At 58.4% G+C, this 13,572-nt stretch carries 10 protein-coding genes, 1 tRNA gene and 1 pseudogene; 10 read left to right on the top strand and 2 right to left on the bottom strand.

What is annotated here, in order from left to right; all coding sequences use genetic code 11:
• Nucleotides 1–122: 122 nt before the first annotated feature.
• Nucleotides 123–1,067: a hypothetical protein gene (locus AC0V60_RS03395; RefSeq protein ID WP_486177135.1), complete on the top strand. Its 945-nt coding sequence runs from the start codon at nt 123–125 to the stop codon at nt 1,065–1,067.
• 19 nt (nt 1,068–1,086) lie between these two features.
• Here the strand turns inward: AC0V60_RS03395 and uvrC are convergent.
• Nucleotides 1,087–3,086 (bottom strand): annotated as a pseudogene (uvrC, locus tag AC0V60_RS03390) (excinuclease ABC subunit UvrC).
• 65 nt (nt 3,087–3,151) lie between these two features.
• Between uvrC and AC0V60_RS03385 the strand changes: the two are divergent.
• From AC0V60_RS03385 to AC0V60_RS03375, 3 genes are all read left to right on the top strand, one after another.
• Nucleotides 3,152–4,354, top strand: coding sequence for a BaiN/RdsA family NAD(P)/FAD-dependent oxidoreductase (locus AC0V60_RS03385; RefSeq protein WP_486179420.1), 1,203 nt, complete (start codon nt 3,152–3,154; stop codon nt 4,352–4,354).
• A 127-nt stretch (nt 4,355–4,481) separates the two neighbouring features.
• On the top strand, nt 4,482–6,098 hold the full coding sequence (locus tag AC0V60_RS03380; protein WP_486177134.1) for a WS/DGAT/MGAT family O-acyltransferase: 1,617 nt from the start codon (nt 4,482–4,484) through the stop codon (nt 6,096–6,098).
• Nucleotides 6,098–6,955, top strand: a complete 858-nt coding sequence (locus AC0V60_RS03375) for a lipase family alpha/beta hydrolase (protein WP_486177133.1) — start codon at nt 6,098–6,100, stop codon at nt 6,953–6,955. The genes AC0V60_RS03380 and AC0V60_RS03375 overlap by 1 nt, the downstream gene beginning before the upstream one ends.
• A gap of 15 nt (nt 6,956–6,970) precedes the next feature.
• Here the strand turns inward: AC0V60_RS03375 and AC0V60_RS03370 are convergent, their stop codons facing one another.
• Entirely contained in the window at nt 6,971–10,162 is a 3,192-nt protein-coding gene (locus tag AC0V60_RS03370; protein WP_486177132.1) for a TonB-dependent receptor, read from the bottom strand.
• Nucleotides 10,163–10,473: 311 nt separating this feature from the next.
• Here AC0V60_RS03370 and infA point away from each other — a divergent pair, with 311 nt between their 5' ends.
• The 6 genes from infA (at nt 10,474) to purC (ending at nt 13,548) form a co-directional block, all read left to right on the top strand.
• Nucleotides 10,474–10,719 (top strand): translation initiation factor IF-1, encoded by a 246-nt coding sequence (infA, locus tag AC0V60_RS03365; RefSeq protein ID WP_007163491.1) that lies wholly within the window; start codon nt 10,474–10,476, stop codon nt 10,717–10,719.
• A 12-nt stretch (nt 10,720–10,731) separates the two neighbouring features.
• Nucleotides 10,732–11,304: a Maf family protein gene (locus tag AC0V60_RS03360; protein ID WP_486177131.1), complete on the top strand. Its 573-nt coding sequence runs from the start codon at nt 10,732–10,734 to the stop codon at nt 11,302–11,304.
• Between the two features lie 96 nt (nt 11,305–11,400).
• Nucleotides 11,401–12,345 (top strand): ribonuclease, encoded by a 945-nt coding sequence (locus AC0V60_RS03355; protein WP_486177130.1) that lies wholly within the window; start codon nt 11,401–11,403, stop codon nt 12,343–12,345.
• Nucleotides 12,342–12,527, top strand: coding sequence for a DNA gyrase inhibitor YacG (locus tag AC0V60_RS03350; protein ID WP_486177129.1), 186 nt, complete (start codon nt 12,342–12,344; stop codon nt 12,525–12,527). The genes AC0V60_RS03355 and AC0V60_RS03350 overlap by 4 nt, the downstream gene beginning before the upstream one ends.
• 115 nt (nt 12,528–12,642) lie before the next feature.
• A tRNA-Phe gene (locus tag AC0V60_RS03345) sits at nt 12,643–12,717 on the top strand.
• A 27-nt stretch (nt 12,718–12,744) separates the two neighbouring features.
• Nucleotides 12,745–13,548, top strand: a complete 804-nt coding sequence (purC, locus tag AC0V60_RS03340) for a phosphoribosylaminoimidazolesuccinocarboxamide synthase (RefSeq protein WP_486177128.1) — start codon at nt 12,745–12,747, stop codon at nt 13,546–13,548.
• Nucleotides 13,549–13,572 lie beyond the last annotated feature (24 nt).

Raw genomic sequence — 13,572 nt, 5'->3', positions numbered from 1 at the left:
TCAAGCCTGGGCCCGTGTTTCAATATGATGGACAACGCGTCTATTCATTCGAAGGCAGAGGCTGGCTTGCCAAACTGTTTTCGGACCGTGTCATCGAAACCTCGCATTCGCTGCAAATTGAGATGGCTGCACCCACCGTCCAGTTTCCCATCCCCCTTTCCACCTTCAAATATAACGAGGAAGGTGAAAACGGGGTCGAATTCACGACAAGCCTCCGAAACCATGCATTCGATCAGACTTATTTCAAGGTGAACTCCAACACGACACTGGATGTCACAGCCCGCGCTCAACATTCTTTCCGCACAAGCTATTCTGGTGCCGTCGAAGTGCTCAATGCTGTTCAAGACGCCGTGAAGCTGGTCGCTCCTACTTCCACTTTGCTTACCTCGATCAATAACGATCAACTCACCAAAACCTCGAATGCCATCAATGAGGTCGGGAGTTCGTTGTTTGACAAAAGCTTCGATGAAACGGTGGAAGACGGCTTCAGCATCGAGGCTTGGCACGAGAAAAAGCGGGTTTTGGTTATCGTTCAACTGCCGTTTGAAATCACATCACACGAGCGCAACCGAAGAATTGGCTCTACAAATCGCAGACGTTCGAGCAAAGAATCCATCTATCTTTCCTATTGGCTCGCCCTCGCATGCCCGCGCAAATCTATGTTTGAAACAAAGGATTTGTGCGATAACGGTCATCAAGCCAATCCGTCTACCGGCACCATTTTAAACTTTGAAATGGCGGCCAATAAGACCGTCCAGCAATTTTTGAGCGATCAGCAATGGTACAAGGATTTTCTTGTTTCTGACGACTTTAAAAATCGCCCGGACCAATCTGCGGACACCGCTGCTCGCAGGACAAGCTTGCTCGGATTTTGTCGCCGCATCGGCAATGCTTTTCATCATGCAGGCTTTAATGACAGTGACACGAGAACCATCGTTCTGGCAGCGATTGACGGCATGCCCGAACTTGCGCCGATGTCATCCAACTTGAGTTCGGCATGCGGCAGCCTTTCAAGGAATAATGATGAAGGCGTGCTGGGGCTCAAGAGCGTTCCGTTGGCTCGGTAGAAAAGTCTGCCAAGTCTCTTCACCCACCCGCATGGTAGAAATCGTACACCGTCCTCGCCACCGCATCGCTAACACCAGGGGCTCGTTGGAGGTCTTGCAGCGAGGCGGCGCGGACCTTTGAGGCGGTGCCGAAATGGAGAAGCAGCGCACGTTTGCGGGCCGGGCCAATGCCGGGGATTTCGTCCAAAGGGCTCGCGGTGATCGCTTTGGAGCGTTTCGCACGGTGCGCGCCGATGACGTAGCGGTGGACTTCATCGCGCAGGTTCTGGGCGTAATAAAGCACGGGCGAATTGGTCGGTAGCATCTTTTCGCGTCCGTCAGGAAAATGGAACACCTCGCGCCCCTCGCGCCCGTGGTGGGGGCCTTTGGCGATGCCGATGACTGCGAACGCATCGGCTAGGCCGTATTCTTCGAGCACGCTCATCACTGAGGACAATTGGCCTTTCCCGCCGTCGATCAGCAGTAGGTCGGGTAGGATGGACTTGTGGCCTTTGGCTCCCCTCCCGCTTGCGGGAGGGGTTGGGGTGGGCCTTCGCCGTTGGTGGTTTCCGCAAACTTACGAAAGCGGCGTTCCATCACCTCGCGCATCATCGCAAAGTCGTCATTGGTCTGCGCGGACTTGATGTTGAACTTGCGATATTGCGACTTTTCAAAGCCTTCGGGCGATGCGACCACCATCGCGCCCACGGCCTTTGCGCCTTGGATGTGGGAGTTGTCGTACACCTCGATGCGCTGCGGCGGCTCGTCGAGCTCCAGAAATTCAGCCAACTCGCGCTGAACTTTAGCCTTGGTCCCGCTCTCGGCGAGCCTGCGATCAAGCGCCTCCACAGCGTTTCGCTCGGCCTGCGCCATCAACTTGCGCCGGTCGCCGCGCTGAGGGATCGAGATGGTGACTTTCTTATCGGCAAGCTCGGTAAGAGCGGCCTCTATCAGCTCCTCCTCGGGCAGTTCGCGGTCCACCAGAACGCTCGGCGGCGGCGGCACTTCCTCGTAAAATTGCAGCATGACGTTGGCGAGGACTTGCGCTTCTTCGACATCCTTGATGTGGCTGGGGAAAAAGGCGCGGTGGCCCCAGTTTTGCCCGCCACGGATAAAGAAAGCTTGGACGCACATCTGCCCGCCCTTTGCCGCAATCGCGAAGACGTCCGCATCGCCCACATTCTTGGCGTTGATAGCCTGCGAGCCTTGGATAAAGGTCGCCGCGCGCAGTCGGTCGCGAAGGATCGCGGCTGTCTCAAAATCCAAGTCTTCGGCAGCCTTGGCCATCTGCTTTTCAAGATCGGCCTGCACCTTGCCCGATTTGCCTGCGAGGAAATCCTTCGCTTGAGCGACCAGCGCGGCATAGTCAGGCTCGCTTACCCGGCCCACACACGGCGCAGAACACCGCTTGATCTGATAGAGCAGGCATGGCCTATCGCGATTGTTAAAAAAGCTGTCTGTGCAAGACCTTAGGAGGAATAGTTTCTCCAGCGCATTAAGCGTCGTGTTGACTGATCCAGCGCTGGCGAACGGTCCATAATAATTGCCCTTCGCCCGCCGTGCCCCTCGATGTTTGTGGATGCGCGGGAATTCGTGATCGGCGCGCAAAAGGATGAAAGGAAAGCTCTTATCATCGCGCAGCAACACGTTGAAAGGCGGGCGGTATCTTTTGATCAGCTGCGCTTCGAGGAGCAGCGCCTCAGCCTCTGAGTTGGTGGTGACAATCTCCATCGAGCGGCACTGCGAGACCATACGCTGGAGCCGGTTCGTAAGCTGATTGACAGCTGTGTAATTGACCACCCGCGCCTTTAAGCTGCGCGCCTTGCCAACATACAGCACATCGCCGCGCGCATCGAGCATCCGGTAGACGCCCGGAATGGGTTTGAGCGTGTTTACAACCTCGCGAATGGCGGCGACGCCGACCTCTAAATTGGGTGTGGCGCGCGCAACGGTGGTGGCCGCCTGAGCTTCATTGAAGCGCTCAGCACCATCGGGATTATAGGGGCGTCCCGTTCCATCTTTCTTCGGCGCATTGGGCATGCGGCATAGATAGGACGCACACCCGTCCATTGGCAATGAGCGGGCGAGCCTCTATCGGCTACAAAATGGAGCATTATGACGCGATAATCCTCGGCGGCGGCGCTGCTGGCCTTATGTGCGCTGCGCAAGCTGGCAAGCGCGGCCTTCGCGTCGTGGTGCTGGAAAAGGCGGAGCAGCCGGGGAAGAAAATCCTGATTTCTGGCGGTGGGCGCTGCAATTTCACCAATGTGGATGCGGGGCCTGCGAATTACCTTTCCGACAACCCGCATTTCGCGAAGTCAGCGCTGGCCCGTTATACCCCTCGCGATTTCATAGAACTCGTCGATAAACACGGCATTGCTTGGCATGAAAAGACGCTGGGCCAGCTGTTTTGCGATGGGTCCGCCAAACAGATTGTGCAGATGCTCCTCGATGAATGCGGGGAGAGCGTGGACGTCCTGTGCGATGCGTTTATCAGTGCGGTTGTAAAAGATGGCGACATGTTCGCAGTCTCAGCCAGCGGACAGACCTTCGCCGCCCCCAACCTCGTGATCGCCACTGGAGGGCCCTCCATTCCGAAAATGGGCGCAACCGGCTTTGCCTATGACCTTGCGCGGCAGTTCGGCCTCAAAGTGGTCGAACCGCGCCCTGCCCTCGTGCCGCTGACGCTTGGCGGAGATGACGTTCTGTTTCGCGAGCTTTCCGGGGTGTCGGCCCCGGTGCGCGCGACCGCTGGAACAAAGAAACGCCCCGGACGCTATAGGGCAAGCTTCGATGAGGCGGCGCTTTTCACACACAAAGGGCTTTCAGGCCCCGCAATCCTGCAAATCTCCTCCTACTGGCGCCCCGGAGAGGAAGTGGGGATCACCTTCCTTCCCCAAGCCGATACCGATTGGCTGTTAGAGCTCAAACGCGACCGCCCGCGTGCTCGCATCAAGTCAGCTTTGCGAGAACACCTGCCTGACCGTCTCGCTGATGCGCTTGCAGAGAAACTTGGCATCGACAGCGAACTGGGCAATGTGTCCGACAAGGCATTGAAAGACGCTGGAGAAAAGCTTGCCAACTGGCGCTTCTGCCCCAGCGGTTCGGAAGGTTTCGCCAAGGCCGAAGTCACCATCGGCGGTATCGCCACCAGCGAGCTGTCCAGCAAGACGATGGAAGCCAAGAGCATCCCCGGGCTTTACGTTATCGGAGAGGCAGTGGATGTGACGGGCTGGCTTGGCGGCTACAATTTCCAATGGGCCTGGGCGAGCGGCGTTGCTTGCGGTGATGCTTTGAGCTCCACCTGACTGGCCAAGCATAACGTGGGCGTCAGCTTGTCACGTTTCAAAGAAGTGCTACCTCTTGCAACAGGGACCGGGAAACACGGCCGGTAGGGATAATCGTAGGAGAGCACTTTTGCAGCAACTGCAGGGCATGGATTCATCATTTGTGGCGATGGAATCGCCCAATTCTCCAATGCACATTGGCAATCTGCTGATCTACAATCCGGCAACAGCCCCCGGCGGATTTGTGCGTTTCAAAGACATCCTTGAATTCTTCCGCAGCCGCTTGCAGCTTTCCAAAACCATGCGTCAGCGCCTCGTGCGCGTGCCGTTTGACCTCGATTATCCTTATTGGATTGAAGACCCGGATTTCGACCTCGAATATCACCTTCGCCATGTGGCTCTGCCCAAGCCGGGTGATTGGCGGCAATTGTGCATCCAAACCGCGCGTATTCACGCGCGGCCCCTGGACCTCAACCGTCCCCCATGGGAGTTCACCGTGGTTGAGGGCTTGGACAATGTGCCGGGCTATCCTCCCGGGTGCTTCGCCTTTGTGACAAAGGTTCACCACGCGGCCATCGACGGGATGAGCGGGATTGACCTGATGGAGGCGATCCACACGCTCGCCCCGCACGCGCCGCCGCCAAACAAGCCCGATGAGTGGAAGCCTGAGAAAATCCCTGGTCCGGTCGAACTTCTAGGGAAGTCTTACATCAACGGTCTGATTAATCCGCTCAAACAAGCAAAGGTCGCAGCCCAGGCGGTGCCGGGCGTAGCGAATGCGATCAAGGGCCTCATCACGAGCGAATTTAAACTCACCAGCGACTATGTGCCGCCGCGCACGCGCTTCAACAAATCCATCTCGCCCCACCGCGTGGTGGAAGGTCAACGCTTCGCGCTTGCAGATATCAAAACGATCCGCGCGCTTGCGCCTGACCTCATAACCAAGGTCAACGATGTCGCGCTCACCATTATCGGCGGGGCGCTGCACAAATATCTGACGGCAAAAGACGATCTGCCCAAAGCAACCATGACCGCCATGGCGCCGATTTCGGTGCGCTCAAGCGATAAAAAGGGCGACATGGGCAATGAGGTCGCAGCCATGATCGCTCCTTTGGGCACCCATATTGCTGACCCGGCGGAGCGCCTCAGATACGTCTTTGGCCGCACCAGCAATTCCAAAGCAATGACCAATGCCATGGGCGCACGCACGATGACCGAGGTCTCGAAGGTCAATCCGCTGCTCTATATGGCTCTGGGTGCGCAATTGTTCAGCCGTGTCAGCATCGCCCACCGCGTCGCTATGCCGTTCAATACGGTGGTGACGAACGTGCCGGGGCCGCCCGTTCCGATCTATTCGGCGGGTGCGAAGATGGAAAGCATGGCTTTGTCGCTGATCTGTCTTTCTGATGGTCTGGGCCTCGCGCACGTTGTGCAATCCTACTGCGACGAGGCCTATATCAGCTTCACCGCCTGCCGCGACCTTATGCCTGATCCTGAGTTCTATTCTGAGTGTCTCAAGAAAAGCTTTGATGAGATGCTCGCGGCGGCCAAAGCAGCGCAAAAAGCTCCGGCACCGACCCAGAAGCCGGTTGCGAAAAAGGCAGCCCCGCGTAAAGCTCCAGCCAAGAGGTCCGCGGCCCAGAAACCCGCAGCCACGAAACCTGCAGCCACGAAATCCGCAGGCAAAAAAACTGCGGCCAAAAGACCAGCCAAACGCAAGCCTGCCAAAGCCTCGGCAGCGCGTATTGCCGAGGAAAGCAAATAATGGCCACCCTTCCCACATTGCGCAAACTCCCTCCCCTGCCCGGCAGCATCGTTGTCGATGACACCAAAACACGCGGCAAAGTGCCGGTCGAACCGCGCGCACCGCACCCATTCTGGGCCTTGTCTGAGGGGCGCGCCGTGTTTGAATTTGGCGCATTTTTCGCCTCCAGAGCCTACCTTTCCACCCTGCCAAAAGGTGACGGGCATAGCGTGATGACGCTTCCCGGTTTCATGGCCACCAACAGCTCAACCGTGCCTTTGCGCGGGCTGTTAAAAAGCCTTGGCTATGACGCCCATGGCTGGGATTCTGGCCGCAATGTCCGCGTCAACGAAGAGCTTGTTTCAAAGCTCGAGGCGCAGATTGACCGTTTGTTTGAGGAAAGTGGCCGCAAAATCTCGCTGATTGGATGGAGCCTTGGCGGAGTGCTGGCGCGCGAGCTGGCAAAGCTTCGCCCTGAGAAAATCCGTCTTGTGATGAGCCTTGGTAGCCCGATCACCGATGACCGCGCGCATACCAATGCCTCGCGTCTTTTTGAGTTTTTCAACGGCAATGAGCCTGAAGAAATCCGCGATGGTCAGTTCCGCGGGCTTGATGTGGCACCGCCTGTACCCACAACCTCGGTTCTCACCAAAACCGACGGTGTGGTTCATTGGCGCGGCAGCGTTCAGGACCCGGACAAAGCGAGCGGCGCTCCAACGGAAAACATCCGCGTTTTTGCAAGCCATCTCGGGCTTGGCGTGAATCCCAGCGTGATGATCGCCATTGCAGACCGCCTTGCGCAGGCTGAAGGTGAATGGGCTCCATTCCGAGCCCCCATCCATCAAAGCTGGATGTTCCCCAAGCTAGAAACAGCCTGAGGCTAAACCCAGACCCTAGAACAATTTGCGAATATCAATGCCGACGAAACGGCCAACTGGATCAATCAGAAGCGGTTGGAAGTTCAGCGGTGTGTCGCCATTCTCGTCTACGACATTGAGCTGTGCATCAAAAATATTGTCGGCGCGCAATGAGACGCGCACATTCTTCAAAATTGGGCTTTGGCTGCCGGTCAGCTGGTCGATATTGGCAAACAGCCTGAGATCAAATCGCGCGATATCATTGAAGAAGATCGTGCTCGATCCGGGGAGGCCCGATCCGTCGAGCCGCGTGGGGCCAGTGTAACGTCCCGAGAGGCGCATACCCATACCTTGCCCAAACAGCCCGGCTTCAAGGCGCGTGTTGTGACGCGGCTGGCCAAAGGCGTTGGTGGATTGTCCATCAAGCTGGTCAAGCGGCGCGAGGCCAGGCGCGATCAGAATCTCATTTTCAAGCTCAATTGTGTGGTTGAGCGAGAGGAAATAGCGAAAACCTGGGGCATTGCGCCGTGCAAGCGGGTTAAAGCCAGCGGGCGGACCGCCGCGTTGGGTATTGGAGTTACCACTGCCAGAACCGCCGGATGCACCGCCAGATGCGCCGCCGGATGCGCCGCCAGATTCTGCCTCGCAGAAGCGTGCACGAAGACCCGCAATCCGCTCAGAGGAAAGCGTGCCGTCCTCACCGCGCAGCCGGTCGATCATAAAGCCGGCCATATTGGGATCAAAGCCGGGAATGGCGTCTGACACATCCTCGCCGCGCTCAATACGCGCAACGAGATTGCGCAGCTTCGTCTCGCCATCCTCAGCGCACACCAGTGAACGGAAGGCTGCAAAGCTTTCACCCATTGGCCCGGCTGGACGTCCAGCGGGGCGGCCATTGGTAGGAGGACCATCGAAAGACCCACCGGGGGGACCGCCTGGAGGGCCGCCCGCAGGACCACCGCGCGGCCCTCTCATGGCGGTTGGGTCCATGCTACAGATGCGGGTGCGCGCCGCGGCGAGGCGTTCCGGGTCAATCTGACCATCTGCGTCCTTCATCCGCTCTACCATGCGCATCAAGCGCGGGGAGCCGCCTCCCGGAATGATTGCCGTAACATCTTCTCCATTCGCGATTGCATTGGCGAGGCGGGTAAGCACCTCCAGACCATCATCGGCGCAGATCCGCTCCCGCAGTTGCAAAAACGCGGCGCGCCGTCCGCCGCCTGCTGCTGGAGCGCCGCCTGCTGCTGGTGTGCCGTTTCCAGGAGGGCCTGCTGCGCCCGGAGGAGGTCCAGCCGCCGCCGAAGCGATTGCTGGGCGTTCTGCGCCTGCATTCGGTCCGCCGCGGCCACCTAGGCGACCACCGCGAGCAGGACCGGAAGGGCCTCCGCGCTCGCTCCCACCAATCCTCCCGCGCAAATTCAGGCTGAAGCTAAGCCTATCCGCGCGTGTTTCGGCAAAGGTCACTTGGCGGCGGTCAAGCGCGATCAAGGTCCCGCCTGCATCGCGCGTAATTCGGTCAGGAAAGGCGGCTTCGATCTCCGAGGTCACTTGCGGAAACGCGCTCACCACATCATCGGACCGGTTGCGAATATACTCGACCTGAAACCGCGCGCCTTCCCAAAAGGGAAGCTCCCAATTGGCGGCAAATTTCCAGTCGCGCTGGGTCTCTGCGACGAGGTCAGGGTTGCCGCCTGTTGTCACCGTTGCAAGAACCGTTTCGCCGTTGACGAAATCGAACACGGGCACATTCAAAGTTTCAACCAGCGGCGCGCCAAGCGCGCTGATCCCCGGCGCAACATCGCGAACAATGTAGTTTGCCGATAAATCGAGATTTCCAAACGGAGACCAGCTGAGCCCAAGGGTGTAGTCCCCCAAAGTGCCAAAGTCCGACAGCTCTTGCAGACCCACTTGCGCATTGAGGGTGAAGCTGCCCAGCGCATCAGCAAACCCCTCGCGGCGGCTGGTGATCGGGATGACAAAGTTGGCGCCTGTCGACAGGTCGCCCCGGTTTAGGCGCACAGGCAGATTGGTGCGCGTGTCGTCGCTCTCAAGACGCTGCCAATCATAGCCGACATCAAAAGTCGCAATGACCCCTCCCCCTGGCAGATACGCCAGCGGGCCGCGCAATGTGGTGAGCGAACTTGTCGTGATACTGCGCGAAAATGCCGTGTCGGTGGTGATTTCAACGCTGGCGGGCAGCGCAGCGTCCAGCGCCAACGCGCCCGCAAGCGCTTGGGCCTGCAATTCGGACGTGTCGAACCGGCTGTCGATGCGCTGGGTGGTCTCAGAAAAACCGGCATCAATCGTGCTGGTCAAGCGGAAGGCGTTGATGGGGCTGGTGAACGAACCTGAGGCGTTCACCAAATCCTGCGATCTGCGGCTTTCCAGCGGCGTTTCCTCGCCGAATGTGCGAATTGCACTGTTGCCTGCGCCATCTGTCAAAGTCACTATATTGAGACCTTGCAAAGACAGGCTGTCGGTGCGCTCATAATTGGCATTGGCCGACACAGATATTCCGCTGTCAACAAACGCTTTGGCCCAGCTTACATTGCCTTCGAGTGACCGGCTGTCAGCGATGAGCGAGCGAAACGGCGCTTGATCAGGATCGCCCTGCACATCGGAAATTGACCCATCCGTTTGCATAATGTCGCGCTCATCTTCGGTCAGGAGTGAGGTGTCGTTTGCTTCCAGATTGACATTGATCCGTGCGCCATTGGCGATTTGCAAAAACCCAAGCTCTTGTTCGCGCTGGTAATATCCGCCGCGCGACGGGCCTTCAAATTCAAACTCAACCTCCGCGTTGCGGTAATTGTCTTTAAGGATAAGGTTGATCACGCGCCGATCAGGGGCAAAACCGAAACGCTGGGCAACTTCCTCTGGGAAGACCTCAACTTTTTCGAGTGCCTCGGGCGGGTATTGGAAAAGCTCACGGAAGGAACCGGGGCGAATACCGTTCACGAGGATGACCGGCCTTCCGCCGCCCCCTCGCCCACGCGATGAGCCGGATTGCGCCGTGATCTGCGTTACCAGGTCGGCAATCGAGGCGACACCTTCAGCGGCAATCTCCTCTTCATTCAGTTCAAGAATGGGAGCCTGCTCGACATCAAGCTGGCCGCGAAGCCGCCTGCCTTGAACGACGATGCTGCCAACTCCTGCTTCATCTTCAATAGGTTCCGGAGATTGCTCAACAAGAGGCTCGCTTTCCTGCGCGATCGCAGGATGAGCCATAATTGCACAGACTGAAGCGCCCGCAAGAAGGGCGGCTCGGGGAAAGCGGAAGAGGGTCATTCAGGGCCTATTGAGCTGTTAACGCCGCCAATTACAGCGATGCTTTGTATCACTTTGCATCAGAACAAACGGGTACGGCACAGGATTTGATGCAACACAGCACTCGTTTCGCTCCGAATTTTGTCAATAACGCACGAGGCTTCCCTTTTGTTCTCACCATCGCTAAACGGCCCGCAAGATACGACTAACACCCACCACATTACGGGCGGCATTCAGTCTGCCCCGGTAAAGAAACGAGATATAGGAAACCCATGGCCAAAGAAGAACTACTCGAAATGCGCGGGCGCGTCGTCGAGCTGCTCCCAAACGCGATGTTCCGGGTAGAGCTTGAAAACGGTCACGAAGTGCTTGGACACACCGCTGGCAAAATGCGCAAGAACCGCATCCGCGTGCTGGTGGGTGACGAAGTGCTCTGCGAACTTACGCCCTACGACCTTACCAAGGCGCGCATCACCTATCGCTTTATGCCGGGCCGCGGCGGTCCCGGACCACAATAAGCCTGTGCGCCGATGAGCGCGCTTCACCTTACCCTTGCGTCTGCATCGCCCCGGCGGCGAGACCTATTGGCGCGCCTCGGGGTAACGCCTGACGCCGTGACGCCGGCCGATATTGATGAAACGCCTGCCTCGGCAGAGCGCCCGCGCGACTATGCACTGCGCATGGGGCGGGAAAAAGCGCTTGCGGTTTCGGCGGATGGCTTTGTTCTGGCAGGCGATACAGTGGTTGCCGCGGGACGCCGAATTTTGCCTAAGACCGAGGAAGAGAGTGAGGCGCGCGATTGCTTGAAGCTTCTCTCAGGTCGGCGGCATGTTGTCCTCACCAGTGTGGTTTTGCGAGCGCCTGATGGGAGCGTGCGCGAGCGGCTCAACGAAAATGTCGTGCGCTTCAAAAACCTCTCCACCGAGGAGGTCGACACATATATCTCGGGCGGGGAATGGCGCGGGAAAGCAGGCGGCTATGCGATCCAGGGACAAGCTGAGGCTCTTATCCAGTGGATGAAAGGCTCGCACTCGGGCGTCATGGGATTGCCGCTTTATGAAACGCGGGCGCTTTTGAAGGCTGCAGGGTTTGAGATTGGATAAACGTCAGGATTTGCCCACCCCCAACCCCTCCCGCATGCGGGAGGGGAGCGAGACTTGGCGAGCCGAAGGCGAGCTTAGTCGCAGCGGGGTGGGCCTGTGACGTGGCTCATCGAACACGGCATCGGTGAGACCCGCAAGCTTCTCATTGAAAATGGCGAGGTCATCGCGAGCCGCCTCCAATGGCCCGGCGAACTCACCGCAGGGTCGATCCATTCGGCTCAGCTCACCCACAAGGCAAGCGGCGCAAGGCGCGGGACAGTCACCCTTAAGAACGGGCAAGAGACGTTGGTTGACCACCTGCCCAAAGAGGCCACCGAAGGACTTTGCGGACATGTGCGCATAGCGCGCGGGCCTATTGCAGAACGAGGCCGGTTTAAACTGCCGCAGGCACGCTGGGTGGAAGGCTGCCCTGCCCCGCCCTCAGGCCGCGGCACGCCCACTCACCGCTTTGAAGCGGGCGCATGGGAAGAGGTTTGGCACGCGGCATCTTCGGGCCGCATAGCCTTTTCTGGCGGCGAAATCCTGTGCGCGGTGACGCCGGGCATGACGGTGATCGACGTGGACGGCGCGCTCCCACCCCGCGAACTCGCCCTCGCGGCCGTCCCTGCCATCGCAAAGGCGCTGCGCTGGTTTGATATGGGCGGCAACATCGGGATCGACTTTCCAACGCTTGAGGCCAAAGCCGATCGCCGCGCGGTGGACGAGGCATTGGGCTATGCGCTCAACGATTGGCCGCATGAGCGCACTGCCATGAACGGTTTTGGCTTTGTCCAGATCATTGCGCGCCTTGAAGGGCCCTCGCTGCTGCACAGGTTTGCCACTTCGCGCACCGGCATGTGCGTCCGGTATGCGTTGCGGGTCGCTGAGCGCGCAGAAGGCACCGGCCCTGTGCTGCTCCTCACCGTTCACCCTGCCCTTAAGGCAAAACTCAAATCCGAATGGCTGGACGAACTTCGCCGCCGCACAGGCCGCGAGGTGCGGATAGAGACAAATCCTGCCCTTGCACTCGAAGCGCCCCAAGCCCAGATTATAGCGCAATGAACCACACCGCCAAACTCTGCCCTATCTGCAAGCGCGCCCGCACCGAGGAATTTACGCCCTTCTGCTCACAGCGCTGCAAGGACCGCGATCTGGCGCGGTGGTTTGGCGATGGATACTCCGTCCCCGGTGAGCCTGCCGATCCTGAACAATTCGTCCAAAGCGAGTGGGAAAACCGAGATTAGGCATAAAAGGCGAATTGCGGCCCATTTCTCTCTTGCCAAGTTGCCCAAGCCGCGCCATAGCGCCGCTTCATTTGCTCGCCGGGGCGCTTTTTCAAGCCTCGTCGCCGCAGCGAATGCCCGGGTAGCTCAGGGGTAGAGCAGCGGATTGAAAATCCGCGTGTCGGTGGTTCGATTCCGCCCCCGGGCACCACGCTGAATATAAGGGAACTCTTGAAAAATGTCCCGCCGCTCCAAACTCTACGAAGGCAAAGCCAAGATCCTATATGAGGGTCCAGAACCCGGCACGCTGATCCAATATTTCAAGGATGATGCAACCGCATTTAACGCGGAAAAAAAGGGCACAATCAACGGCAAAGGCGTGATCAACAATCGCATTAGCGAGCATGTCTTCACCCGCCTTTCGCACATCGGCATTCCCACCCACTTCATTCGCCGCCTCAATATGCGCGAACAATTGGTGCGTCAGGTTGAGATCATCCCGATTGAGGTGGTTTTGAGGAATGTTGCTGCGGGTTCGATTTGCAAGCGCTTGGGATTGGAAGAGGGCGAGCCCCTCCCCCACACACTGATCGAATATTACTACAAGGACGATGCGCTGGGCGACCCATTGATCGCAGAAGAGCACATCGCCTGTTTCAATTGGGCCAGTCAGGAAGAGATGCAGGATATCTCGTCCATGGCGATCCGCATCAATGATTTTCTGAGCGGACTGTTTGCCGCAATCGACATCCGGCTTGTCGATTTCAAACTCGAGTTTGGCCGGCTTTTCGACGGCGACTTCAGCCGCGTGATCCTCGCCGATGAGATCAGCCCCGACGGGTGCCGCCTGTGGGATATGGCGAGCGGTGAAAAACTCGACAAGGACCGCTTTCGCCGCGATATGGGCGGTGAGGAAGAGGCTTACCGCGAGGTTGCGCGCCGCCTCGGCTTGTTGCAGAATGAGGACACAGGGCCGGGCGAGGTCCTCGACCTATCCAGCCACCGTTCGCGCCTGCGCGGGACACCTCCTTCAAAGAAATAAGCTGACATACATCAAAGAGTGGTT

This window comes from Erythrobacter sp. S259 (assembly GCF_057364965.1).
The sequence above is the reverse complement of the archived record's forward strand: the minus strand, read 5'-3'. Positions and strand labels throughout refer to the sequence as shown.

Excerpts from the sequence above, each read along its gene's own strand:
- AC0V60_RS03380 (WP_486177134.1), top strand. The coding sequence starts at position 4,482 with ATGGATTCATCATTTGTGGCGATGGAATCGCCCAATTCTCCAATGCAC.
- AC0V60_RS03350 (WP_486177129.1), top strand. The coding sequence starts at position 12,342 with ATGAACCACACCGCCAAACTCTGCCCTATCTGCAAGCGCGCCCGCACC.
- purC (WP_486177128.1), top strand. The coding sequence starts at position 12,745 with ATGTCCCGCCGCTCCAAACTCTACGAAGGCAAAGCCAAGATCCTATAT.
- AC0V60_RS03370 (WP_486177132.1), bottom strand. The coding sequence starts at position 10,162 with ATGGCTCATCCTGCGATCGCGCAGGAAAGCGAGCCTCTTGTTGAGCAA.
- AC0V60_RS03375 (WP_486177133.1), top strand. The coding sequence starts at position 6,098 with ATGGCCACCCTTCCCACATTGCGCAAACTCCCTCCCCTGCCCGGCAGC.
- infA (WP_007163491.1), top strand. The coding sequence starts at position 10,474 with ATGGCCAAAGAAGAACTACTCGAAATGCGCGGGCGCGTCGTCGAGCTG.
- AC0V60_RS03395 (WP_486177135.1), top strand. The coding sequence starts at position 123 with ATGGCTGCACCCACCGTCCAGTTTCCCATCCCCCTTTCCACCTTCAAA.
- AC0V60_RS03385 (WP_486179420.1), top strand. The coding sequence starts at position 3,152 with ATGGAGCATTATGACGCGATAATCCTCGGCGGCGGCGCTGCTGGCCTT.
- AC0V60_RS03360 (WP_486177131.1), top strand. The coding sequence starts at position 10,732 with ATGAGCGCGCTTCACCTTACCCTTGCGTCTGCATCGCCCCGGCGGCGA.